The sequence below is a fragment of the Gallintestinimicrobium propionicum genome, from assembly GCF_025567525.1.
GTDB lineage: Bacteria > Bacillota > Clostridia > Lachnospirales > Lachnospiraceae > Gallintestinimicrobium > Gallintestinimicrobium propionicum.
This window is the reverse complement of record NZ_JAOQJY010000004.1, coordinates 32,364-57,968: the sequence shown is the minus strand read 5'-3', so window position 1 is coordinate 57,968 and position 25,605 is coordinate 32,364. Positions and strand designations below refer to the sequence as shown.

Here is a 25,605-nt window from a genome sequence, read left to right as displayed (position 1 = left end):
GGGCACGAAGGGAGCGCCATTTTATGAGCAAAAATGAGCTGCGAAGCAGCGGAAAGCATCGAAGATGCGCTTTTGCGAATGGTGCGAGTGAACTGTAAATAAGCGAAATTATAAGAAAAGACTCGAAAAAGGGGAAATGGGAGGATTCATCATGAAACTGGTAACATTTAATATCCGCTGTGATTTTGGGCAGGACGGGGAGAACAATTTTGAATACCGCAAGGATTTGATTTTAAAGAAAATCGCGCAGGAGAAGCCTGATATGATCTGCTTTCAGGAAGTGCTGCCGCATATCGCAAAATGGCTGAAAGAAAACCTGACAGAGTATTATGTAATCGGCTGCGGACGCAGCCCGGAGCTTCGGGATGAGCAGGTCAGCATCGCATACCGCAAGGATCGCTTAAACCTGATGGAGATGCAGTCCTACTGGCTGTCTGAGACGCCTTATGTGCCTGCATCCCGCTACGCAGAGCAGAGCATTTGCCCGAGAATCTGCAACGAAGCGCTGTTTGAGGATCTGGAAACCGGCAAGGTATTCCGTATTGTAAACACCCATCTGGACCATATCGGCGCACAGGCGAGAATCCTGGGGCTTCGTCAGATTCTGGAAAAATTAAAAACCGAGCAGCTTTATCCCGATGCACCTACGATGATCACCGGCGATTTCAATGCAGAGCCGCAGGACCCGGAATTCGAAATTTTAAAAGAGTATCCGGAATACACCAATGTAACCGAGCATATCGGCATCACCTATCACGGCTTCACGGAAGAAGATCATCCCTGCAGCATTGATTTTCTGCTGGTGAAGGGCGACATCAAGACCGGCGAGCCTGTGAAGTGGACAGACAAAGAGGGCAACGTATGGCTGTCCGATCATTATCCGGTTTGTGTGGAAGTGGAGTAAAGATGTTGTTGGGGTCAAAAAGTATTTTGACCCCTTTGATACCGGATTGCTTTGTGCGTAGCACTTGACACAAACTCGTTATGCGCAAAAAGCGTGCGCAGAAATGAGCGGGAAATATGAAAGAAATCAAAAGGATTATCGACAACCATATCTATATTCTGAAACTGATCAGGAAAGGCAGCGGGTGGTTCCCGCTGTTCCTGATTTTCTTTTCCGTGCTCCGCGGATTTAATACGTTTTTCATGACGACGTGGATTTACCAGTATGTGATCAATGCGCTGCAAAAGGGCGAAAAGCTGACGAAAATTGCGGTGACAGCGGGTGCGGTATTTGTGTTCACGCTGGCATACAACGCCCTGCTGCAATTTAAAAATGCCATGATGGAGATCGAATCCTGCAGGATCGAAAAAGAGCTGCAAACGATTTTGCAGAAAAAGGCGCTTTCGGTCGATCTGGGGTGCTTTGAACGCCCGAAATTTTATGACAGCTATGTAAAAGCGCTGTCGGAAACGTCGCAGCGGGCGATGAAGATGCTGGACAATTTCTGCGACCTGATTGTGGATACGATTACGGTCTGCTCGATCGGCGTTTTGATTTTCCAGATCGATCCGATTTTCGTTCTTCTGGCGGTGCTGCCGTTTATCGGCACACTGCTGCTCGGCGGAAAATATAACGATTTAAAATATGAACGCGACATGAAAAATCAGGAGATTTCCAGGGAAAAGGATTATGTCCAACGCGTTTTTTATCTGAGCGACTATGCAAAGGAATTGCGCCTGACGCAGATGTATCAGGTCATGTTACAGAAGATGAAACAAAGCGTGGCCAGGTTAAAGGAAACCGTCAGTCAGTACGGTTTTTCGATCATGACACTGGAATATATTCTGGCGCTGTTATATGAAGTCGGCGTTTATTTCGTTTCAATTCTGGTTGCAGTGTACCGGACGTTGGTTTCCAAAACGATGCTGCTGGGGGACTGCTTTGTGGTTATCAATTCTCTGACAAACATCGCATATCTGGTCGGTGAGTTCGGGGACATTTTTGTAGCGTTTGGTGAAAATTCACGGTTTATCGACAATATCAGAAGCTTTCTGGAATATGAGAACCAGACACCAGACAAGGCAAATGGGGAAGCGGTTGGAGTATTTAAAGAGCTGGAGCTTGAGCATGTAAGCTTTTCCTACGAGGGGCAGGAAACGGCGGCATTGAAGAATATCAGCCTGCGGATTCGCGCCGGGGAAAAGATCGCGATTGTCGGGCAGAACGGATCCGGAAAAACGACACTGGTAAAGCTTTTGCTGCGGTTTTATGATCCGACACAGGGGCACATTTTATGCAACGGAAAGTGGATTGGGGAGTATCCGATCGCGTCTTATCGAAACCAGTTCGGAACTGTATTTCAGGATTTTCAGCTCTTTTCGGAGACGGTTGCAGAAAATATTATGGTGAAAAGACCGCTTTCCGGGCAGCAGAGAAAGGATGCGGAAACAGCGCTGCAAAAGGCCGATATGCTGGAACGGATAAACGATTTGCCAAATAAAATGGATACGCTTGTCGGCAGGGAATTTGCCCCGGACGGCGCAGTATTTTCCGGCGGGGAGACACAGAAGCTCGCCATTGCCAGGGCGATTGCGAAGGATGCACCGGTTCTGATTCTGGATGAACCCTCCAGCGCGCTCGATCCGATTGCGGAGAATAAAATGTTTGAAACGATTTTTGACAGTTTCCGGGATAAGACGGTGATTTACATTCTCCACCGGCTGTCCAGCGCGACATTTGCTGATCGGATTTACCTTCTGGAAAACGGACAGATTGCAGAACAGGGGACGCATTCAGAGCTGATTGCGCAGAACGGGAAATATGCGGACATGTTCCATAAACAGGCGGAAAAATATATTTCGTAAGGGGATTTGACAGGGGACTGAAAATGGGATCAAAAAGAATTCGCAGCAGGAAGAAAAACGGCAAACAGATTTCGATGAAAAGTGTGTTGTTCCTGCTGAAATATGTGCGAAAATATACGCCGGGATATCTGGCATTAGAGCTTTTATTGGTGATTGGAAATTCGGCCTGGGATATTCTCGTCGGAATGCTGTATGTAAAATACCTGTTCGACGCATTGGAAAAAGGAGCGGATTACCGACAGGTTCTGGCGGTCACTTTTTGCATGATCGGGTACCGCATGGTGTTGACGCTTTACGGGAAATGGCTGGCAAATGTGTACCGCCCGAACGCAAATTTAAAGCTCCATGAAAGGATGCAGACGAAGCTGTATGAAAAAGCGCTTCAGTTGGATCTTGCGTCCTACGACAACACAGAGTTTTACAACGATTTCATCTGGGCAATCCGAGAGTCCGATACCCGTGCGGTGAAGGTTTTGACAGACGTGTGCAGCCTTTGCAGTTGTGTGATTACGCTGGTCGGAATGGGAGCGGTTTTTGCGGCGATTGACTGGATGGCGGCGCTGGTTGTTTTAGCGTCTTCCGTGCTGGGATTTTTTGTCCGGACAAAAGCAAACCAGATCCGTTATGCAAAGGCGAAGGAAATGAACCCGATCACCCGGAAGCTGGATTATTTTACGCGGGTTTTCTATCAAAATGAATACGCAAAAGAACTGCGGATGGGAAATATGGGAGCACTTTTGCAGGAGGATTATGAGCAGACTGCGGAGGAAAAAATTGCCTGTGCAAAAAAATATGCTCCGAAATTAATCGGAATTTCGCTGGCGTCGGAGCTGATTACGAGCGTACTGTTTAACGTCGGACTCTTGGGCTATCTGATGTGGCGGTATCTGACGGATGTAGCCTTTACGCTCGGCGATTTTTCGGTCGGAATCAGTGCGACGTGGAAGCTGTTCATGCGGGTAAACCAGTTGATCGGATTTTTGGCGCAGTTCCAGGAACACAGCATCTATGCGGAAAAATTCCGTACATTCGTGACGCAGAAACCGCAGATTTTAAACGGAACAGAAAAAGCGGAAGCCTTCAAATCGTTGGAATTAAGGCACGTTTCGTTTACCTATCCGTTCCCCGAAAAGAACCCCAAACAGGTACTTTCGGACGTTTCTTTTACGGTTCGAAAAGGGGAAAAGATCGCGATTGTCGGTTACAACGGCGCGGGGAAAACGACGCTAACGAAGCTTTTGATGCGGCTGTATGATGTGACGGATGGGGCGATTTTTTATAACGGAACAGATATCCGAAATTATGATATTTCATCCTTTCGGGCGCACATCGGAAGCGTATTTCAGGACTATAAAATTTTTGCGGCGACCATCGGAGAAAATGTGATGGGCGGTACTTATACGGATGCGCAAAAAGAGGCGGTAGAGAGTGCACTTACGGCTGCCGGTTTTTCCGAAAAATACCAGAAACTGCCCCAAAAGGCGGATACGGAGCTGACGCGGGAATTTGACGAAAAGGGCATCAATCTTTCCGGTGGAGAGGGACAGAAAATCGCGATTGCGCGCGCTTTTGCCCAAAACAGCGACATCCTGATTTTGGATGAACCATCCAGCGCGCTCGACCCGATTGCGGAATATGAACTCAATAAAACAATTGAAGCGGCGGCAAAAGACCGCACGGTAATCTTTATTTCACACCGGCTTTCAACGACAAGAATGGCGGATCGAATTTATCTGTTCGATGGAGGAAAAATCACGGAACAGGGCAACCATGAAGAGCTGATGAAACAGGACGGAACATATGCGAAAATGTTCCGTGTGCAGGCGAAGAAATATCAGGGATGAAGAAAAACTTTCCTGATTGCTTGATGAATCCATGGTGTGGAATTGTCTTTCTTTCCAAACTGAGATATAATGAGCGCAAGTGAGTCAACATGCTTGCATAACGGCTTCAATCCAAGACAATAGAAGGCGGGTTTTATTATGGCAGAAAAAATCGTCGGACTGATATCGTGTCTTTTATGCGCGGTTCCGTTTTTGATTATCGGGATCTTTGAAAAAAACAGCAAAGAGCCTATCACTTTCTGGAGTGGAGATAAAACGTTAAAATCGAAGGTAAAAGATGTCACGGCTTACAATCTGGAAATGGGGATGCTGTATCAAAAGTGCGCGTTCGCATTTATGCTTTCCGGAATCTGCTGCCTGATTTCGTTAGGCGTTGGGATTGTGATGCTTGTTTTGGACTGCACGGCAGGGGTTTATCTGATGTATCGAAGCTATAAAAGAATTCTGGAACGGAATTCGTAATTGACAGCGCCTGCAGGAAAGCGATGGCTCAAATACATGACCGCCAATACGTTGCATACCTGCGCAATGAGGGGCGAAATGTCAGATTCTAAAACCGTCCGATCCGGTAAAAATCAGACGAAAATAGAGAGCGCCCGCTTACGCTGTGTTTTTCACAGAATAAGCGGGCGTTTTTGAAATGTCGCTGTCGCAGCGTAAGGCAGCGTTTTAAAAGCTGTTTTCCAAAGAACCTCAATCCCTGTAAAGAACCGGGCTGACGCAGAGCAGTCCTTCGATTGCAGGAAGTGCGTCGATTTCTTTCAACTGCCCGGCAGCAGAGCTGGCATCCGCAGTATTGCTGCAGGATGTCGAAGCTGCGGCAGCGTTGACGCAGGAATCCGAGGCAGCTTCGTACAGCAGCGGAATAATCGGATCGGTTCCGGAGAGCTGGTTGAGGGAAACGCGTACCGGTTTGTCGAGGGAAACGCTCGTTGTGAATGTTTTGTCTTTTCCTTTTAAAACGACCTGAGCTGTTTTTGGAACAGCAAATCCGGTCTTGTGGGCATCTGTAAACGTCAGGAGCAGTTCGTTTGTTTCCGGGAGAACCTCCGTCAGCAGCAGAGCGCCTTTGGAAACCCAGGTGCGGTGCGTGTGAATGGCGGTATCGAGCTCGGAAGCGATGTTGCCGCCGCTTTTGCCTTCGATGTAGGTTGCATAGCAGCCTGCCAGCTTCGCACGGTTGTGTAAGTCCATGCCGCTGGTTGCGGTGATTTGATAGCCTGAAAAAATCAGGGACATCCAGAGATTCGTGCCGCGTTCGTTTACTTCGTGGAGCGATTCCGGATTGTTGAAAATCTCGATAAAGTCAACCTTTGAGTAGTCCGAGATGGTCATTTCAAAGCGGCAGCCGCGGGCAAAAGGATCGCCATAGGAAAACGGATGCGCGATGCCGACGAGCGCGCCTTTTTCGCGGGCAGCTTCGAACAACAGCTCGGGACGGTGCTGGTCGATCGAGTTCCAGGGAACATATTTTGCGAGGTTTAAGCAGAGGATATGCCCGAAATAAGTCGTATATTCCATGCCGCGGATCAGGCTGATCGGATAATACTTTTCTTCCAGCAGCTGTTCGATCTTTTTCTGACCGGAGGTGGTGTTGTGGTCGGTGATGGCGAACGCATCGACATGGTCGGCTGCCAGATATTCCGTCAGCTCCTGACAGGTTAAGCTGCCGTCGGATTCGACCGTGTGGTTGTGCAGCTCAAGGCGTTTGAAGCGGGTGGATGCAGTGACGGTATTACCAGCAGAAGAACTGCCAGTGGTGCTCGAATCGCCAGCTGTGGCAGCAGAGCCAGCGCCGGAGACGCCCGAACTGCCAGCCGTGGCAACAGCGGAGGCAGGAGCACTCTCAGCTTCGCACGAGGTGTCAGCGCTCTCGGCAGCATTCGAAGCCCCCGTATTTCCCGCTGCAGTCTTTACCGTATCCATTAGATTAAAGTTCGGTGCGATTACACCCTGTCCGACCGGATGTCCGGAAACGGTCAGCGTGTACTGCGTGTTGTCCAGCAGCACGTTGAAAACAAGGACGGTCACTTTTAAAACGCCGGAAAAGGTGTCCTGTGCCAGACAGCCGTCGCTTGTGAATTCTTTTGTGTATAACATGTGGCGGTCCGTCAGCTGGCGGTGGATGCAGCCGATGAAATTGTCGTTTAATTCCGCCATTGTGTGAATTTCTGTTTTCATTTCATGCAGAATGGTCTGCCTGAACTTCTCGACGGGATAGGTCGGGGCGTCATATTTTGCGGTGCAGAGTGTCTGAAGCTTGTCAATGAGCTCTGGCGTAACGTCGCTTTCACTGTAGAGCCGCTTGTCAAAGCTAAAATGAATGTCCAGCTCGTCATAGACCTGATCGAGGCTGATGGTGTAGGTGATCTGTCCTACAAAGCCTGCGTCCAGCATGCCGCCGACGCGGTAAATTTGTTGATAATTCTGATCGGTTGTCATACGTTCCTCTCCAAAATGTATAGTTGCAGTCAGACGCTTCCAAGACAGATGCGGAAGCGTGTCAGCTCGGCGCTTAGCGCAGCGGAATCACCATGTTCCAGGTTCTGGAGAACTGGTAGGGTGCAGGACCTTCCCCGGTTGCCAGAAACAGATGCGTGGGATGGTTATTTTCATCAAGCAAAAAGTAAGGGCGTTCGCAGTTTGCCTGATCGGTCTGTCTGCCATCGGACCAGGTAACGTGGCGGGAGTAAACGACAGGATTTTCGGCGAATTCCCAGTGAATGCAGTCGGCGCTTTCAGCGTACAGGCCTGCACCCCAGATGCCGCTGATGCCGGGACCTCCGTTTTTGAAGTCGTCTTTGATCAGCAGGCGGAATTTTCCGTCCTCGTACCACAGGTACGGATCTTCCAGATGGATGTTCGGGTCCTCGAAATTGAAAATCGGGTCGTCCAAAATCCGTTCAAACGGACCATCCGGGCGGGGCGCTTTTGCGACACCGATTTTTAACGGACCGTCTGCGAAGGAACGCGATTTGTAGAGCATGTAAGTCGTGCCGTCGGGCTGGATCGCGACGGCAGGATTGGTCGTTGCAGTGCAATCCCAGTGGGAGCAGTCTCTGGGAAAAATCAGCGGCTCATCGCACCGCGTCCATGGACCAAAAACAGACGGTGCGGTTGCAAGACCGATTCGTTTGCGGTTCCAGACCTCGGTAAAACGCGAGCTGTCCACCTCGTCACCGGGACCGGGAATCGGACCGCCGAAGGTCGTTCCCATATAATAAAGGTAGTAGGTTTGGTTCCATTTGCGGATGTACGGATTGTGCACGTTCATGCCGTCAAAAAAAGTGCGTCCCCGGAGTCCGAGCACGACCTCCTGAAAGGTATAGGGACCTTCCGGATTTTTGCTGGAAGCCCGGACGATTTCGCAGTTAAACAGCCAGTTTGCACCAAAGCCGAGATCTTTCGGCCAACGGGACGCAAACATGTGATAGGCTCCGTCTTCCCCCTGTACGACGGAGCCGCACCAGATCCAATAGTCCGGGTCGGAATAACCGCCGCCGACCGGAGCCGGCAAAAGCGCGTTCTGATAGGGATTCTGTACCATATTCTTTTTTATAAAACCTCCCCTTGAAATTCTGAATAATCTGTCCGGGTTTGACAGAAGTTTGAACCCGGCTTTTCTTTAGCGTATAGAGAATTTCCGGAAAAGTCAAGGGATCTGTGAAATGTCCAGTCGCAGGAATAGAATTGTGCATTTTCTGACCAAAAAGAACCTGATAAAATGCGAACATGAGAAGAGTTGGAATCAGGAGGGGTATCGATGAGACTGGAACGTTTTTATGAAAATACAGAAATTTTGCACGTCAATACAGAGCCGGACAGATGTTATTATCTGCCGTGCGATGCAGCTGGAAATTCCGAGCAGATTCTGTTAAACGGAGTCTGGAGTTTTCAGTATTTTCCGTCGGTTGCAGAGGCGGAGGACTTTCTTCGTTCGGAATTTGATCCGAAAAAAATGGATAAAATCCCGGTTCCGTCCTGCTGGCAGTTTCACGGATACGATCGCCATCAGTATGTAAATCTGTTTTATCCGATTCCGTACGATCCGCCATATGTCCCGTTCGACAATCCGTGTGGCCTGTATCGCAGAACCTTTGCGGCAGAAAATCTGAAAAAAGACGAGCGCGTGTACCTGGATTTTGAAGGGGTGGATTCGTGCTTTTATGTGTGGATCAACAAGGCGTTTGTGGGCTACAGTCAGGTTTCCCATGCGACGTCAGAGTTTGACGTCACGGAGTATCTGTCGGATGGCGAAAATGAGATGTATGTGCTCGTTTTAAAATGGTGCGACGGGACATACTGCGAGGATCAGGACAAGCTGCGTATGTCCGGGATTTTCCGAGATGTCTATCTGCTGCGCCGTCCCAAAGATCATATCCGGGATTTCACCATTCGCACATCGTATGAAGAAGCGGTCGGAAAAATCTGCGTCAGAACGGAAAAAAGCGGCACCTGCACGGTAAAGGCGACCTTAAAGGACAGGGACAGGGTGATCGGGGAACAGGCCGGGGAATCCATTTGTTTTACGGTAGAACAGCCAGTTTTGTGGAATGCGGAGGAGCCGTATCTTTATACGCTGGAACTGGAAACAGAGCGGGAAAAAATCGTGCAGAAAATCGGAATCCGGACGGTCGAAATCGTTGACAGAAAGCTGTTGATCAATGGAACATCGGTGAAGCTAAAGGGCGTCAACCGGCATGACAGTAACCCGTATCATGGGGCGGCGGTCACGAAGGAGGATGCGCTGACCGATCTGCGGTTGATGAAGGAGCACAATGTCAATGCGATCCGGACGAGTCATTATCCGAATGCACCGTGGTTTTCCGAACTTTGCGACGAGTATGGATTTTATCTGATCAGCGAGTCCGATATGGAATCGCACGGCTGCGGCGAGGTGTACTCGGAGGAGGATAAAGACTGGGTTTCCCAGATTGCGAAAGCATTCGGGTTTGCGAAAGCGATTCTGGACCGGGTACAGAAAAATGTGATCCGTGACAAGAACCGGACGTGCATTTTATTCTGGTCCCTGGGCAATGAGAGTGGATATGGTCCGAATATGATCGAAGCGGCAAAATGGGTGAAGGCCTATGATCCAACGCGGCTGATTCATTATGAAGGCTGTACCTGGCAGGACTGGCAGAAGCAGGATTTATCCGTGCTGGATGTGACGAGCCGGATGTATGCGCCGCTTGACTGGATTCAGAATTATTGTGAAAACGGGGAAAATAAAAAGCCGTTTCTGCACTGCGAATGCTGTCATGCGATGGGCAACGGCCCAGGGGATCTGGAAGAAAATTTCGCGCAGCTGTATCAGTACGAAAATTACTGCGGTGCGTTTATCTGGGAATGGTGTGACCATGCAGTTTATGCTGGAAAAACGCCGGATGGAAAAGAAAAATTTCTGTACGGAGGAGATTTCGGGGATTATCCGAACGATAAAAATTTCTGTATGGACGGGCTGGTGTATCCGGACCGCAGATCACATACGGGACTGCTGGAATTAAAAAATGTCCTGCGTCCGGTGCGTGTGACCGGTTATGACCGCCGGACAGGCGCGCTGGAGCTTCGAAACATGCTGGACTTTACAGACGCAGAGGATGCGCTTGAAATTCACTATCTCTGGAAGCAGGAAGAAAATGTGCTGGAAGAGGGGATGATTTCTGAGTTTCATCTGCCGCCGCATCGAACGATGCGGGTGATGATCCCGCCGCTGCAGACAGTGACCGGCGCAGACGAAACTGTCCTGACCATAGAGCTGATTCAGAAAAAAGGCGCGCCGCTGACCAAAGCGGGACATCTACTGGGCTTCGACCAGATAGTCCTTGCGGCGAACGCTGATGCTGTCACACAGGAGCTTTCGCTCGCGGAATCCGTCGCGCTGTCCCTGATCTCCTGTACGGAAACGGAGACAGAATACTGCTTCGCCGCAGAGCATTTTACCTGCCGCGTCTCCAAACGGACGGGTACGGTTGTTTCTTTTATAAAAGACGGGACAGAGTATTTAAAACAGCCGATGGTGTTTGATATTTACCGCGCGCCGACGGACAACGACGGCAATATTTCGGAAAAATGGAAGGAAGCCCAGCTGCATCATGCGATGGTACGGGTATATGAAAGCAGCGCATGGCAGCGTCAGGATGGCTGGAGTGTGCGGATGCATTTTTCGATGGCTGGCGTTTCCAGACAGAAATTTTTTGAAGGAAATGTAGAGTGGAAGATCGGAAACGACGGAAGCCTCGGCTGGTATGTCGAGGGCGGAATCGACCAGACCTTTCCGTTTTTACCGCGGTTTGGACTGCGCTTTGGTGTGGACAGAAGCTGGAATCAGGTTTCCTATTATGGCTATGGTCCGCAGGAGAGCTACTGTGACAAGCACCGCGGCAGCAGACTTGACGTGTTCACGCAGACAGTAGAGGAAATGCACGAGGATTATCTGAAGCCGCAGGAAAATGGAAACCATTTCGGAACGCGGTGGGTGCACCTGGAGCAGATGCCTGACGTCGGTTTCACCTCCCGTGGGGCGCAGCCGTTTGAATTTGGCATCTCCGAATACACGCGGGAGGAGCTGGAGAGAAAGAAGCACGCGTTCGAGCTGGAAAAGTCGGATTTCCTGACGGTGTACTTTAATGATATGGTCAGCGGCGTCGGTTCTGCCAGCTGCGGACCGGAGCTGGTAGAGAAGTACCAGATGAAGAAAGCGCACTTCATCTGGCAGATGGAGCTTCGATGGGCGTGACCCTAAATCGTGGAAATGTCCATTGTACAGTGTGGAAATGTCCATTGTCGGAAATTTATACAATTTTTATAATAATTTCATCAGATGACGGGAGGTGAAGAAACCTGTGAAAACAAAGAGCCTGGCATCCCGAAAAGGGAAAACGTCCGGGAATGCGTCAATCGGAGTACGACTGATGCGGTACTGGCCGTTGTATGTCATGCTGCTTCCATGTATCGTCTACTACGCACTGATCTGCTATGTGCCGATGGCTGGTTCCGTTCTGGCATTTAAGGATTATTCCTTTAAGAAGGGAATCTGGGGAAGCCCGTGGGTTGGTTTTGATTATTTCAAAACGTTCTTCAAGAGCTACGATGCAGGACGACTGATCCGCAACACGCTTGCGATCGGTATTATCAAGTGCATTCTGGAATTTCCGTTCGCAATCATTCTGGCACTTTTGTTAAATGAGCTGCGCAACATGAAGTTCAAGAAAATTTCTCAGACGATTACCTATCTGCCGCACTTTTTATCATCGGTTATCATCGTGACGATGCTTCAGAAAATTCTGGCACCGAATACTGGTATCTTAAACCAGGCGATTGCAGCGCTGGGCGGAGACGGAAGCACATTCTTTTTGATGGATGCAAAGTATTTTTACCGGATTTTGTTTTCCATGGATCTGTGGAAAAACATCGGATGGGATTCCATCATGTATCTGGCTGCAATCAGCAGCGTGGACCCGACGCTTTACGAAGCCGCTGAAATGGATGGTTGCGGAAAGCTCAAGAAAATGTGGCACATCACATTGCCAGGAATCAGAGGAACGATCGGTATCCTGTTCATTATGGGAATCGGCGGACTGCTTTCCTCCGGTGTCGATCAGGTATGGCTGCTGCGTACACCCGGCAACATGTCGATTGCAGATACATTGGATATTTACGTTCTGCGTGTCGGCTTGCAGGGAGGACAGTTCGGTTATGCGACGGCAATTGGTCTGATACAGGGGCTGGTTGGACTGGTACTGGTTGTAGCGTGCAACAAGATCTGTAAAAAGATGACGGAAGTAAGCCTGTGGTAAACAGGATACATAAAAAGGAAGAAAGGAAGAAACCAAATGAAAAAGAGATGGATCAGAAATCTGCTCGCAGCTGGTCTGGCAGGAAGCATGGTAGTTGGCAGCTTGGCAGGATGCGGCAGCAGCACAGACAGCGCATCGACGAGCAACAGCAAAACGTCTTCGGATGCGGCAACAGAGGACACGTCTGACAAGCCTGATACCTGGATTGCAGACCGTACCATCACCGTGCAGGCATATGTAGATGATATCGGCAACACACTTCCCGATGATTTTTCCAGCACTGAGGTTGGGAAAAAGATCAAAGAGCTGACCGGCATCACGCTGGATATCAAATATACCCCTGGCGACAGTGACCAGAAGGTTATGGCCTCCCAGCTGGCTGCAGGAACCATTCCGGACGTTATCGTTTCCTATCTGGATAATTCGACCAGACCGGAGTTCCCGCTTTTGTTAAAGGCTGCAAAAGAAGGCATGTTCGCAGATGTTTCCGAGTATATGAAAAACTCGGAAGTTTACTCCAAGTATTATGAAGATGGCTTCTTACCGGATGACTCTTACAAGAATGTAACCTTCCGGGATGATCTGGATGGCGTTTATCTGTGGCAGATGAATGTGGCAGAAACCGACAAGACTCTGGAATGGATTCCGGAGGGAGAATATGTCGGCGGTCTGTGGATTCAGAAGTCTATCGCTGATGATCTTGGTATCGACGTAACACAGATCAGAACAGCGGATGATTTTTACGACCTGCTTGTTAAGATCAAAGAAGGCGGTTACAAAGACGACAACGGCAACGATGTTTACCCGCTCGGGCCGAAATACTGGGGCGGCTCTATGGACACTATTGAGTACATCTGCCCTGGCTTAAAATGGGGTGTCAGCGATGATTACAACATCGACGAGGACGGCAATGTCAGACATGAGGCGGAAAAAGATTCCATCTATGATGAAATCGACTATGTCAGAAAACTGTTAAACGAGGGTCTGATGAACCCTGAGTTCTTCACCATGGATTCCACACGTGCAGAAGAAGTTTCCAGAAACCACAACTCTGCAATCATTGCAGACGTACATAACTATCAGGATATCATTTATGGAAACGATGACTGGATTCCGCTTGGACCGTTAAACGATATCTCCGGCGATAACAAGAAGGTAACCCACGGCAAGACCGCAAACGGCTGTATGGCGATTTCTGCAGATGCAGAAAACCCGGAAGAAATCTTCAAGTTCTTCGACTGGCTGAGCACCTATGACGGACAGCTTCTGGCACAGTACGGTGTAGAAGGCGTCAGCTACAACATGGTAGACGGCAATCCTGTTCTGACCGATGAAGCTCTGGAAAAAGTAAACAACAACGATACAGATTACATGATCAACCAGATCGGCGCTGCATTTGGCGGTATCGGTAACTGCTTCTTCTCCTTCTGTGTTACCAACACAGATAATACCAAGAACTTCGGGGAGTCCCGTCCCGGTGCAGCAGCAGGCACAACTTATGCAAGAAGCGTAGAACTGGCAACAGAGTATCCGAGAGAGAAAAAGCTGGTTCCCGGCTTAAATGCAACTGCTTACATGTCCGCAGACGAACTGGCAGCAGTAAAGACCCAGATGGATCTGTTAAACTGGGATGAGGTGCTGACACAGTGCTTCTTTGCAAAGGATGACGCAGAAGTAAAGACAATTATCGAATCTTTCCGTGCACAGTTAAAGGCTGCAGGCGTAGAACAGTTTGAAGACTATGTTGCAAATATCTATAAGGAAGATCCGGATGCGGTAAACTTCTACGACTAAAAAGGAATTAGAATTAAAAGCGCCTGCAGGTTTTACAGCCTGCAGGCAAAAAGGAGACAGACGCTATGAAGCAGATCGAGGTCAGGCGGGAAAACAAAATAAAAAGAAACGCGGGAGAACAGATCTTGCAGGCAATTATTTATCTGATTATTATTCTGCTGTGTCTGGCGATTTTGCTTCCGTGTCTGAATGTTCTGGTTTTGTCTTTTAACGATGGAAAAGATGCGGCGCGGGGCGGAATCTGGTTCTGGCCCAGACAGCTTACGCTGGATAATTTCCGCGAAGTATTCAAAGACGGCAGTATTATGGGAGCATATGGAATCAGTATTGCGAGAACTGTTATCGGTACATTCTTAAGCCTTATAGTGACAACCCTTGCGGGTTATGCACTCAAGCAGAAGGATCTGCCGGGCAGAACCGTCCTTACGATGCTGATTACATTCACCATGCTATTTGACGGTGGGATGATTCCGAAATATATCCAGTACAAAAACCTGCATCTGCTCAATTCTTTCTGGGTTTACGTTGTACCGAGTTTGGTGAGCGTAACCTACCTGCTGATGGTGAGAACCTTCTTTGAGGGAATTCCGGACAGCCTGGAGGAATCGGCGAAGCTGGATGGCTGCGGATTTTTCAAAATCTATACTAAAATCATGATGCCGCTAAGCAAGCCGGTTATCGCGGTTGTCGGGCTTTATACGGCAGTCAACCACTGGAACGACTGGTTTTCTGGTGCGTTCTACATGAGCGATACTGCGAAGTGGCCGGTACAGACCGTGCTGCAGAACATGTTGACCAAAGCGATGAACGCACAGCAGAACGTAGAGACAGTCGCTCAGGCGCTGGCTCAGAACGCGGCAACGACAACCTCTGATTCGCTGAAAATGGCGGCAGTCGTTGTAACTACCGTACCGATTCTGTGTGTATATCCGTTTATTCAGAAATATTTTGCACAGGGTTCCATGATCGGGGCAGTAAAGGAATGAGAATAAAGGGATAAATACATCTCTAAATTGCGTCGCTACGTAGTTGATGAAATCGGAAAAGACATGCCCGGGATTTGGCGCATGTCTTTTTTATCGCATGACACGATAAAACCACTCTGTGAGGATCGTATTTTGATTTCCTACGGACTTTATGGTATGCTGAAAAAGAATGAAAAAACGAAAGATGGAGGGGACTATGAAGGGAAAAAAATGGGACGTCTATGTTTACGGCGATGTAAATATAGACCTTGTTGTTCCGGGCGTTTCCAGTCTGCCAAAGCCCGGGCAGGAGGATGAAGTGCCGGTTATGGATACCTATGTAGGCGGCGGCGCGGCGCTGTTTGCGCTCGGCATTGGAAAGCTCGGTCTGCATCCGGTATTTCAGGGAGAGGTCGGGGACGATTGCTACGGGGAGTTGATCCGCAAAGAATTTGCCGCAAAAAATATCGACGACAGTCTGCTTGGGACGAGCAGGACGGAAAAAACCGGTATTTCGATCAGTTTTACCAATGAAAAGGATCGGTCGTTTTTGACGTATCGCGGCACGAACGCGGGAATTTACATCGACAAGGTGGATATCGAGGGCGTGAAAAACGCTTCGCATATTCATATGACAGGCTATGAGGGAAGCAAAAACCACGCGGCGTATCTTTCTTTGTTAAAACGCGTCAAAGCAGAGACAGAAGCGACTGTCTCGTTCGATCTGGGCTGGGATTCAACCGGGGAATGGAATCCTCAGATCAAGGAGCTGTTTCCGTATATCGACGTGCTGTTCATGAACGAGACGGAAGCGATTCACTATGGCAGGACGAAGACCGCACAGGAAGCGGCACGGGAGTTTGCAAAGGATTGTGACAGGGTGGTCATCAAGCTTGGCAGCAGCGGTTCTCTTGCAATCGAAAACGGAAAAGAGGTCTTTCTCCCGGCGTACCGGGTAAAGGCTGTGGATACGACTGGCGCAGGGGATTCGTTTAATGCGGGCTTCGTATACGGATTTCTGACCGGAAAAGGTCTGGAAGAATGTCTGGCCTGCGGCAATGCCTGCGGCGCGTTAAACGTGACAGCGTACGGCGGCAACACCGGATTTCCGGACAAAGAGGGACTGAAGGAATTTATGGGAAAAAAGAAAGGAGAGGAAACAAAATGAAAATCGCAGTCATCGGGGGAGCAGGCGTCAGAACCGTCATTTTTATCAACGGCCTGCTGGCAAGATACAAGGCACTTCATATTGACGAGGTAGCGCTCTATGACATCAATCAGGAGAAACAGCAGATCATCACAAAGCTGTGCCGCCATGTGGTAAACAGAAATCACAAGGATCTGATTGTAACGGAATCTGCGGATGTGCGTAAGGTATTGCAGGACGCGGATTATGTGGTAACAACGCTGCGCGTCGGCGGCGACCATTCCCGTGTTATGGATGAAACAATCGCATTAAACGCAGGCGTAATCGGACAGGAAACGACCGGTGTCGGTGGATTTTCGATGGCAGTGCGCACGATTCCGATTTTGCTGGAGTACTGCAGGCTGATTAATGAAATTGCACCGAACGCATGGATTTTCAATTTCACGAACCCGTCCGGTCTGGTGACACAGGCGTTAAAGAGCGCAGGCTATGAAAAGGTGATCGGCATCTGCGATGCGCCCAGCAGCACAAAATTCCGTATGGCAGCAAAGCTCGGCGTGGATGAAAAAGACCTGTATGTGGAATTCTTCGGATTAAATCATCTTTCCTGGATTCGCAGCGTGAAGATCAGGGACGAGGAGATTCTGCCCAGGCTCCTTGCGGACGACGCATTTTTAAAGAGCATTCAGGAATTTTCCATGTTTGATCCCGATTTGTTGCGGATGATCGGATTTTTGCCGAATGAATATCTCTACTACTATTATCATCGGGAAAAAGCGCTCGCCAATATCTTAAAATCCGGTGCGACCAGAGGTCAGACGATCGAGCAGGTCAACAAGCAGATGATGGAAGAGTTAAAGGCGATGGATATGGACGCCGATCCCGAAGGCGCACTGCAGATTTTCCTGTACTATATGCAGGTTCGTGAGAATTCCTACATGAGTATCGAATCCGGTCTTGCAAAGCGCCCGCTTCTGGAAAAAGGGCAGCTGGAAGTGCCTGATGGCATGGGATATGCAGGCGTTATGCTTGACTGCATCGAGGGGCTGCAGAGCAAGGACGGACGCGATCTGGTGCTTTCCGTGGAAAATCAGGGAAGCATCCCAGGTCTTGAGGATCGTGATGTGGTGGAAGTTACCTGTCATGTGGATGAAACCGGGATTCATCCGGTGAGGGTGGAGGAAGTTCCGGAGCACTGCTATCTGCTGATGCGTCTGATTAAGATGTACGAAAAGGAAACCGTAGAGGCGGTACAGGAACAGTCCGAGGAAAAAGCGGTCCAGGCGCTGATGCTGCATCCGCTGGTCAATTCCTACTCTCTTGCAAAAGAACTTGTCGCAGCTTACAGCCAGGCATACGGCGGACTATTCCATAAGGCATAAGGATGCGTGAAAAGGGGACAAGGATGAAGATACAATACGGGACATGCCCGATCGAGGAGTGCCGGAGCGTCAAAGTGACCGGCACGGGAATAGAGAACGACTGCTGTAGGACAGTTTCTTTTGAAAAAAAGAGTGAAGCGCAGAAGATCCGCGCCATCCGGGAATATTTTATGGAAATTGGAATGCAGCGTGTCGGTGCTGTGGACATTTGTCTGGAAACAGACGACGATGGCAAAGCGGCGGATTTGACTGGGCTGATCGTAAATGCGCTGTACCAGGGCGCATACCGATTTTCCAAAACAGCCGTCCGTAGATGGGAAGCGGGCGCAGCCTTTGCACGCCGCGATAGCCTGACGGACTTTGGAGATCTGGAGATCTGGATTCACGGCGGGGTGGCGGATGCTGCTGGCGTTGATGCAGCAAATTACGTGTACACCGCCGATGTAGTTGACGTTGACGCCGTGAATTGCGCGGAGACCGATCCGGTGAACCTGCCTGCTGTAGATATCGTTATCGCAGCTGCAATTGATTGCGCCGTGCAGTTCGCAACCTGCGTCGGCTATGCACGGACCCTCGGCAACTTGCCGTACAACCTGTTAAACATCGAAGAGATGGTAGCGTATGCACAGGCGATTTCCGAAAAATACGGCATCCGTTTCCATGCGTACCGGGAGGCAGAATTAAAGGAGCTTGGATGCAACGCGATTCTGGCGGTCAATCAGGGCAGCAGTGAGGAAGCAGCACTCGTCGTGATGGAATACGAGCCGAGACCGGGAGAAGAGAAGACCGCGCTGGTCGGCAAGGGACTGATGTTCGATGCGGGCGGCTATCATTTAAAATCCATGAAAGATATGGAAGGAATGCAGTACGATATGTGCGGCGCTGCAAACCTGATGGAGATTCTGGAAATTTCCGCTGCTGGCGGATTACAGAAAAATTTGGTCGGCGTATTTCCGCTTGCTGCCAACCTGATCGGTCCGAGCGCGAGCAGAATGGGAGATATCATCGAAACCCTGTCCGGCAAGACGGTGGAAATTTACAATACAGATGCGGAAGGACGTCTGGTTCTGTGCGATTCTCTGACAATGGCGCAGAAACTCGGCGCAAAGTGTGTGATCGACCTTGCGACGCTGACCTATTCCTGCCACGCGGCACTTGGCGACCTGACAGCTGGACTGTTCTGCAATGACGATGCGTTGTGCAAAGAGATCGAAGACGCGATGGCGCAGAGCGGAGAACGCTGCTGGCGGATGCCGTTAGACGACTGCTATCGCGATGAAATTTTGTGGTCCGCAATCGCTGACCTCGCCAACTATGCGCCGGGAAGGCCGGGAGCAGGACCGATCGCAGCGGCATATCTGCATGAGTTTATCGAAGATGGAACGCAGTGGGTGCATCTGGACGTTGTGGGACCGGCGGTGCAGAGAAAATCCGGCAAGCATTTGGCAAAGGGCGCGACTGGCGTTTGTATGGCGGGGGTGTGTCGGTTCCTGGCACAGGAATAAAAGACTGGCATTTGCACCGCGCGTCACAGGATTATCTATTGGAAGAGGGAAAATATGAGGCTCGATTTTGACGGAAAAATAGAAAAAGAAGTGCTGGAAAACTACCTGTCCCGCTGTGCGACAGCGGCAGGGCTGTATCAGAGCGAAACGCTTTCCGACGATCTGCGTGTGATCAAAAAACTCGGAATCAAGTTTCTGGGCAGGGCGTCCGGCATCTGGTATATGACGGAAAACGATGAGGAACATTTTGAACGTTCCAGAAAGTTGGCGGAACGGGTGCATGAGCTCGACCCGGAGATCATTCTGCAGGCGTGCGTGTTTGAGATGATTACGCAGGGCATCGAGCAGGTGGAAATTCCGCTGTATGTGCTGCGCGCATTTGGACAGAAGGAAGAAAAGCGATGTTTCAGGCTGCAGGATACACTTTTTGTGGATCGACCAGAGGGCTTTATTCATGAAAACAGCGATCCGGCGAAAAACGGCGGCATTCCCGATCTTTCCCGGTTAGAGGCGCAGATGTGGTTTTATTACCGTGCGACGCGCTATATCGATTGCGGCTATGAAGCATTGCACATGGGACAGATTCATCTTTATACAGCAAATGATTTTGGCATGGAGCAGACGCGGGATCTGTTTGTAAAGATCAGACGCTATGCGAGAGAGCACGGCAGAAGACATCTGGTGTTGATGGATGCGCATACGCATGGCGTAAATGTAAACGGAAAACTGTTATTTGATTATCATGCAATGCCGTTTACCCGCGCTGCGCTTCTGGAACGCAAGGGCACGAAGCTCGTGCTGGTTCGGGAGGGCTACAGTGAAGGCGGTGAGAATCCAAATGGCTGGAGTGCACCCGTGATGCCGTACCTGATGGAATATGACAACTGGGGCGGCAAAGTAGTCGGACACCCGGAGAATCTGACAAGAGAAGAGCTTGCAGGCAGTGACTGGTGGGGCTATGACCAGATCGGCTGGTTTGCGAATCAGTCCGAGGAAGAGCGGAACCATTTCCTGGAATACACTTACTGCTGGACGGAAATCAACAATCGCAACGCATATTTCGAAATTCCGCTGCGTCGGATGCTGAGCGATGCGGCTGTTGTGATGGACAGCGCAGTAGACGGCAAAAAGGGACTGCAGGAAACCTATCAGTTGAACAATCCTTCGATGGACTGCCCGTTTGGATTCGGACAGGAGGATATTGTAGCTGACTTATGGCAGAGAGGACACAAGCTGCGGGAGCTTGCAGGGAATCCGGAGCATCTGATTCGTTTCGGTGCGCAGGAGGAATACGATCCCGAGACCGGAATGAAGCTCCCGGAGGAAATCGTCGTATACGGTAGCTTTCAGCCGTCCGTCGGCGCGATGAAAAACGATTCCAACAGCAGCATGACGAGAATGTATTATGTCGGCGACAATACCTGGAAGCTTTCGGTTGTGATTCCATATGCAGGGACCTATGACTATGCGGTTTCAACCTATGGAACGTTGTCTGCAACCTATTGCAGGGATCGTTTCCCGAGAAGCGGCTCTTCGAATAAAGCATATTTTACGACACCGAAGGACAACTGCGTTGTGATGTTCGAGTTCCGGTTCCACAAGCCGCAGGTAAAGGCAACTGTGCTGTACTGGGACGAGACGGGGCACGAATGGCGCGTGTGAACTGTAATAGACCCGCCGCGTGCGAAGCACCGCGTGGCAGATCAAGTCGTGCGTACCGTATAACAAAAAAATCAGGAGGACGCCTGTGAGACTTCGTAAGCTGTATGAGCATCCCATTTTTATCCAACTCGTTGTATTTACCGTGCTGATTGGTATCGTTCCGCTTATTTTGATCAGCGGTTTTGTATTTTATAAAATGGCGGACATGGCGCGGGAAGAGGTTATGGATTCTCACGAGCAGGTCATTTTGCAGTATACAGACGGCGTGGAGGAAAAGCTGCGCCAGTACCAGGAGAGCGTTATTCAGATTGCGAACAATACGATTATTCTGAAAACATTGCAGCAGGAGGATTCAGACGCCTATACGCGCGGCAGGAGAGTCAGCGAGGAAGTTGTCAAATCACTCCTGCTGGAACGAAAAACCGAGATCAACAGTTGCATGGTCTATTCTACGCTCGCTCAAAACCCGATCTACGGACAGCGCGCGAGCATGTTAAAAGAGGCGGCGCGCGAGGGCTGGTTTCAGAAGAAAAATGCGACGCAGGACGGTTGGTATCTGTATTTTGCGACCGGGCAGCAGGAAAATCTGATGGCGATCGTCAAGACGATCCAGAATATCGACGTCAACAGCTATAGGAAAGAGGATATCGGCATTGTAAAGCTGGATTTAAATATCGCCCGTCTGTTCGCACCTGCAAAACAGGAAAAGAACACCAGTTTTCAGCTGATTTTATGCGATTCTGCAAACGACATTCTTTACAGCTCGCTTTCCGACGGGGGCGTCAACGCAGAGCAGATTTTGTCTGCTGTGGATGAGCAGAATACGAAAACGAATGGCGGTCAGACAGAGAAAACAGAAGTTAGTACGAGACGGAAAAAGTATGACGACGTGACGGCAGTCGGTTCGTATCTGGTACAGGAGCGAAGGATTCAGGATTACGGACTTCGCCTGTTGTTTTTGTTTGAAAATAACGAAATGAGCCAGAAGCGCGGTGAAGTGATTCGCTGGATTTTGCCGTGGATTTTGGTGTTGCTGATTGTCATTGTGCTGGGCGCGTTTGTCTATACCCGGAATTTCTCCGCGCGTGTGGAACGCCTGCTGCAGAAATTCCGCTATGCGGCGGAGACGGGCGATCTAACCGTGCAGGAACCGATTTCGGGAACAGATGAAATCGCGGCGCTCGACCGGCAGTTTTCCCAGTTGTTGAAGCAGCTCGACCGTCTGATCCAGAAAAACTATATCCAGCGTCTGGAAAATAAGGAAACAGAGTTGAAAAACCTGCAGCTGCAGATCAACCCGCATTTTTTGTATAATACACTGGAAACGATGAGCTCAATCGCCGCGGTTAATCAAGTTTTTCTGATTTGCGACATGTGCGGCAAGCTGGGCGAAATCTTTCGCTACAGCCTCGGAAGCAGCGACAGCGAGTTCGTTACGGTCAGCCAGGAGCTGCACCATACAGAAAACTATGTGTTCATCCAGAAAATCCGCTATGGCAACCAGTTTGAGGTCTACTACAGCGTGGATGAGGGACTGGACAAAAAGCTGATTCCGCGCTTTATCCTGCAGCCAATTGTGGAAAACGCAATTGTGCACGGCATGGAAAGGATGACGACGCAGGGAACGCTGGAAATTTCCGTGACGCAGAAAGAAGAAAATTTGCTCATTAAGATCGAGGACGACGGCGTCGGGATGGATCAGGAACAGCTGCAAGAGTTGTGCCGCTACATTGATGCGCCGGATATCAAGGAAAAGAAAAAGAGAAGCATCGGAGTCCGAAACGTCCATCAACGGATCAAAATGATCTGCGGGGAGCAGTACGGAATCCGGATCCGAAGTGAAGTATACCGGGGAAGCGTGTTTGAAATCTATCTTCCCATGCGCTGAGAGAAGAAGGAGATATTATGTACAAAGTCCTGATTGTGGACGATGAACAGTTGATTCGTTCCGGGATGATTGCCCGCTTTCAGTATCTGAATTTTACATTTGAAAGAATCCGTGAGGCGGCGTCTGGTATGGAGGCGCTTGCGCTTCTGGAAAAGGAACCGGCGGATATCGTCATCACCGACATCAAAATGCCGGATATGGACGGGATGACGTTGATTCGGGAAGCGAAAGAAAAATATCCGGGAACGCAGTTTGTCGTACTTTCCGGCTATGCGGAGTTTGAGTATGCGGAAACAGCGATCGAGCTGGGTGTCAAAAGCTATCTGTTAAAGCCGATTTCCAACGACGAGTTAAAACGGGTCATGAGGAAATTATTTGAGACGCTGGAAAAAGAGCGGCAGATGGAAGCGGAGATTTTCCGGAAACATCAGCTGGAAACGGAACAGAAAGGATGGCTGCAGGAAAAGGCGGTCAACCATCTTTTGCAGGACAACGCAGCATTTCTGACAGAAGAGGAAGCGGCACAGTTAAAATCGACCTGTCCGGAGCTTTGGAAAAAAGAAAAAGGATCTTTGTATCTGGTCGTGATCAATATTGACGCCAAAAGCTACGAGGGAAAAAAATTTCGGCATGAGGATATCGAACTGATCCGCTTTTCCGTGCAGAATGTGTTCGAAGAGATGCGGTCCGGCTGCTGGAAGCTGATTGTCAGCAACCTTGCCAATCCGAACCAGTTATACGCGATGTTCGGCAGAGGAAAGGTCAGCGAACTGCATAGGGAGATTGAGCGGATGTTTCTGCGCATCCAGGTTCTGTTCGAGGAAAAAATGGAAATCTATTTGACGTTTGGCGTCAGCCGCCCGACGGATTTCCCGGACAAAACGTGCGTGAAGGAAGCAGGGGAAGCGTTGAAGCAGCGGATGATTTCCGGAAGCTCGAACCTGTATTTTTATGAAGATTTGCAGGTACTCCAAAGCGTCGCGTTTCCGTCCGTGGAGCTGAAAATGCTGAGTCAGTACCTCGAACGCAGGGATATGGAAAACGTTTATGTGCTTCTCGAAGAAATTCTGGCGGAGGACCGGGTGCAGAAATCTGGAATCCGTTATGTGCGGATGATCTGGATTCGGATTCTGAATTTGCTTCTGCGCAGCTGCAGCAGTCTTCCGGAAAGGAAGGAGACGCTGACGGAGGTGCTAAAGAGTTTTTCTCTGGTGGACGAGGCGGCAGATATCGAATCCCTCAAAAAGCGTTATCTTGCGCTCGCAGAGGATTGCATGAAAAGCGGTGGGATGGCGCAGGGAAACGCGAGAAGCAGGATTCTGCGCGCAATCGAATATCTGGAAGCACATTATAATGAGGATATCGCGATCAACGAGCTGGCAGAGCGCTACGGCATGAGCCCGAACTATTTTTCCTCTCTTTTTAAGAAAGAAAAACAGCAGTCGACGGTTAACTACCTGATCGAGCTTCGAATCCGCAAGGCAGGGGATTATCTGGAGCATACAGAGATGAGCGTCGCGGATATCGCCCGGACGGTGGGCTACGAGGACAGCCAGTATTTTTTCCGGGTGTTTAAAAAAGCGACCGGGCAGACGCCGTTACAATATCGGCAGCAGCACAGAAAACAGGAATAGATAATGCGCAGATGGCAGGAGCGAAAGCTCCTGCCGCCTTTTTTTACAAAAAATTGACATGATTCTTAAAATATTGATATTGACGGAAAACGTTTTCTGATCTATGATAGGGGTGTATTTAGAAAACGTTTTCCAACAGAGAGGAGGAGAAAGCTTGGCATCCATAAAAGATGTGGCGAGACAGGCAGGCGTGGCGATCTCCACGGTGTCGAAGGTGCTAAACGGCTATGAAGGCGTCAGTGAAAGCACGAAAGACAAGGTAAATGCGGCGATCGAAGCGTTGAACTATACGCCCAATGCGGTTGCAGCAGCACTTTCCTCCAAACAGTTTGGGCGGGTTGCCCTGTTGTTAAAGCTGGAGGAAACAGTTGGCTGCGTGGATGAGATCAACCTGCAGTATCTTTCCGGCGCGATCCACCGGGCAAAGGAATTAAAGCTTGATGTGGTGACGCTGTTTTTTTCCATGGTAGCGGATATGGGACTGGATGAGCTGACCAGCTATTTAAAAGCTCAGAGCGTCGAAGGAATTATCGCATATGGGATGAATGAGGAAGATGAATTTCTAAGAGAGCTGATTGCGTCTGGTGCGTTTAAAATCGTGCTGGTTGACGCACCCTATCATGACAGGAATACGTCTTCGGTCTGGATTGACCAGAAAAATGCCCAGTACGAAATCGCAAAAAAGACGATCCTCGGCAATGAAAGCTGTACAAAGGTCCTTTATATCGCAGGGGATAAAAAGTCCTTTGTAACCGGAGAACGGATTGCAGGGATGAAGAAGCTGGCAGAGGAGCTTGCGCTGGAGCTGACCATCGAATACGGAGATTTCAGTGAGAAAAAAGCGAGGGAGCTGACCTTCTCTTATGCAGACAGAATGGATGTGTTTGTTTGTGCATCGGATCTGATGGCCATCGGCGCAATGCGGGCATTGATGGAGCTGGATGTGTTCCATCCGGTTTGCGGCTTTGACGGAATCCCGCTCATGAGCTATGCGGGCAAGCAGATGAATACGGTGCGTCAGGATTTTTATGGCGTGTCGGCTGCTGCGGTGGAAGAGGTTGACCGCCTGCTGCATCTGGAAGAGGGAAGAAACGTAGTGCTAGGATATGAACTGGTGCGGATGCGCTACCAGGACATTGTAGAGTAAACAATAGAATGCACGCTCTGCGAGCATTCT

At 49.7% G+C, this 25,605-nt stretch carries 17 protein-coding genes; 15 read left to right on the top strand and 2 right to left on the bottom strand.

Annotated features, from left to right (window positions below; genetic code table 11):
* Positions 1 to 151 precede the first annotated feature (151 nt).
* From OCV62_RS04290 to OCV62_RS04275, 4 genes are all read left to right on the top strand, one after another.
* Positions 152 to 904 carry an endonuclease/exonuclease/phosphatase family protein gene (locus OCV62_RS04290; protein WP_021915094.1) on the top strand — a complete coding sequence of 251 codons (753 nt, stop codon included), beginning with the start codon at positions 152 to 154 and terminating at the stop codon, positions 902 to 904.
* Between the two features lie 116 nt (positions 905 to 1,020).
* Complete coding sequence (locus OCV62_RS04285) at positions 1,021 to 2,808, top strand: ABC transporter ATP-binding protein (RefSeq protein ID WP_262585315.1); 1,788 nt, start codon at positions 1,021 to 1,023, stop codon at positions 2,806 to 2,808.
* 23 nt (positions 2,809 to 2,831) lie between these two features.
* Complete coding sequence (locus OCV62_RS04280; RefSeq protein WP_262585314.1) at positions 2,832 to 4,652, top strand: ABC transporter ATP-binding protein; 1,821 nt, start codon at positions 2,832 to 2,834, stop codon at positions 4,650 to 4,652.
* Between the two features lie 138 nt (positions 4,653 to 4,790).
* On the top strand, positions 4,791 to 5,114 hold the full coding sequence (locus tag OCV62_RS04275; RefSeq protein WP_262585312.1) for a hypothetical protein: 324 nt from the start codon (positions 4,791 to 4,793) through the stop codon (positions 5,112 to 5,114).
* A 231-nt stretch (positions 5,115 to 5,345) separates the two neighbouring features.
* Here the strand turns inward: OCV62_RS04275 and OCV62_RS04270 are convergent, their stop codons facing one another.
* Complete coding sequence (locus OCV62_RS04270) at positions 5,346 to 7,094, bottom strand: DUF6669 family protein (protein WP_262585310.1); 1,749 nt, start codon at positions 7,092 to 7,094, stop codon at positions 5,346 to 5,348.
* 73 nt (positions 7,095 to 7,167) lie between these two features.
* Positions 7,168 to 8,199: a glycoside hydrolase family protein gene (locus OCV62_RS04265; protein ID WP_262585308.1), complete on the bottom strand. Its 1,032-nt coding sequence runs from the start codon at positions 8,197 to 8,199 to the stop codon at positions 7,168 to 7,170.
* A 216-nt stretch (positions 8,200 to 8,415) separates the two neighbouring features.
* On the opposite strand from OCV62_RS04265, the gene OCV62_RS04260 reads away from it, so the two are divergent.
* The 11 genes from OCV62_RS04260 (at position 8,416) to OCV62_RS04210 (ending at position 25,575) form a co-directional block, all read left to right on the top strand.
* Positions 8,416 to 11,391 (top strand): glycoside hydrolase family 2 TIM barrel-domain containing protein, encoded by a 2,976-nt coding sequence (locus tag OCV62_RS04260; protein WP_262585306.1) that lies wholly within the window; start codon positions 8,416 to 8,418, stop codon positions 11,389 to 11,391.
* A 106-nt stretch (positions 11,392 to 11,497) separates the two neighbouring features.
* The gene (locus tag OCV62_RS04255; protein ID WP_262585305.1) at positions 11,498 to 12,451 is read left to right on the top strand and encodes an ABC transporter permease; all 954 of its coding nucleotides are present in this window, start codon (positions 11,498 to 11,500) and stop codon (positions 12,449 to 12,451) included.
* A 36-nt stretch (positions 12,452 to 12,487) separates the two neighbouring features.
* On the top strand, positions 12,488 to 14,245 hold the full coding sequence (locus OCV62_RS04250; RefSeq protein ID WP_262585304.1) for an extracellular solute-binding protein: 1,758 nt from the start codon (positions 12,488 to 12,490) through the stop codon (positions 14,243 to 14,245).
* A gap of 65 nt (positions 14,246 to 14,310) precedes the next feature.
* Positions 14,311 to 15,231: a carbohydrate ABC transporter permease gene (locus OCV62_RS04245; protein ID WP_262585303.1), complete on the top strand. Its 921-nt coding sequence runs from the start codon at positions 14,311 to 14,313 to the stop codon at positions 15,229 to 15,231.
* 196 nt (positions 15,232 to 15,427) lie between these two features.
* Positions 15,428 to 16,378 (top strand): carbohydrate kinase family protein, encoded by a 951-nt coding sequence (locus tag OCV62_RS04240; RefSeq protein WP_262585302.1) that lies wholly within the window; start codon positions 15,428 to 15,430, stop codon positions 16,376 to 16,378.
* Entirely contained in the window at positions 16,375 to 17,739 is a 1,365-nt protein-coding gene (locus OCV62_RS04235) for a family 4 glycosyl hydrolase (RefSeq protein WP_262585300.1), read from the top strand. Before OCV62_RS04240 ends, OCV62_RS04235 begins: the two co-directional genes overlap by 4 nt.
* A gap of 23 nt (positions 17,740 to 17,762) precedes the next feature.
* Positions 17,763 to 19,244 carry a M17 family metallopeptidase gene (locus OCV62_RS04230; protein WP_262585299.1) on the top strand — a complete coding sequence of 494 codons (1,482 nt, stop codon included), beginning with the start codon at positions 17,763 to 17,765 and terminating at the stop codon, positions 19,242 to 19,244.
* 54 nt (positions 19,245 to 19,298) lie between these two features.
* Positions 19,299 to 20,906 (top strand): hypothetical protein, encoded by a 1,608-nt coding sequence (locus tag OCV62_RS04225; protein WP_262585297.1) that lies wholly within the window; start codon positions 19,299 to 19,301, stop codon positions 20,904 to 20,906.
* Between the two features lie 85 nt (positions 20,907 to 20,991).
* Positions 20,992 to 22,794 carry a sensor histidine kinase gene (locus OCV62_RS04220; protein WP_262585295.1) on the top strand — a complete coding sequence of 601 codons (1,803 nt, stop codon included), beginning with the start codon at positions 20,992 to 20,994 and terminating at the stop codon, positions 22,792 to 22,794.
* Between the two features lie 17 nt (positions 22,795 to 22,811).
* Positions 22,812 to 24,428, top strand: a complete 1,617-nt coding sequence (locus OCV62_RS04215; protein WP_262585293.1) for a response regulator — start codon at positions 22,812 to 22,814, stop codon at positions 24,426 to 24,428.
* Between the two features lie 154 nt (positions 24,429 to 24,582).
* On the top strand, positions 24,583 to 25,575 hold the full coding sequence (locus OCV62_RS04210) for a LacI family DNA-binding transcriptional regulator (RefSeq protein ID WP_021915100.1): 993 nt from the start codon (positions 24,583 to 24,585) through the stop codon (positions 25,573 to 25,575).
* Positions 25,576 to 25,605: the final 30 nt, after the last annotated feature.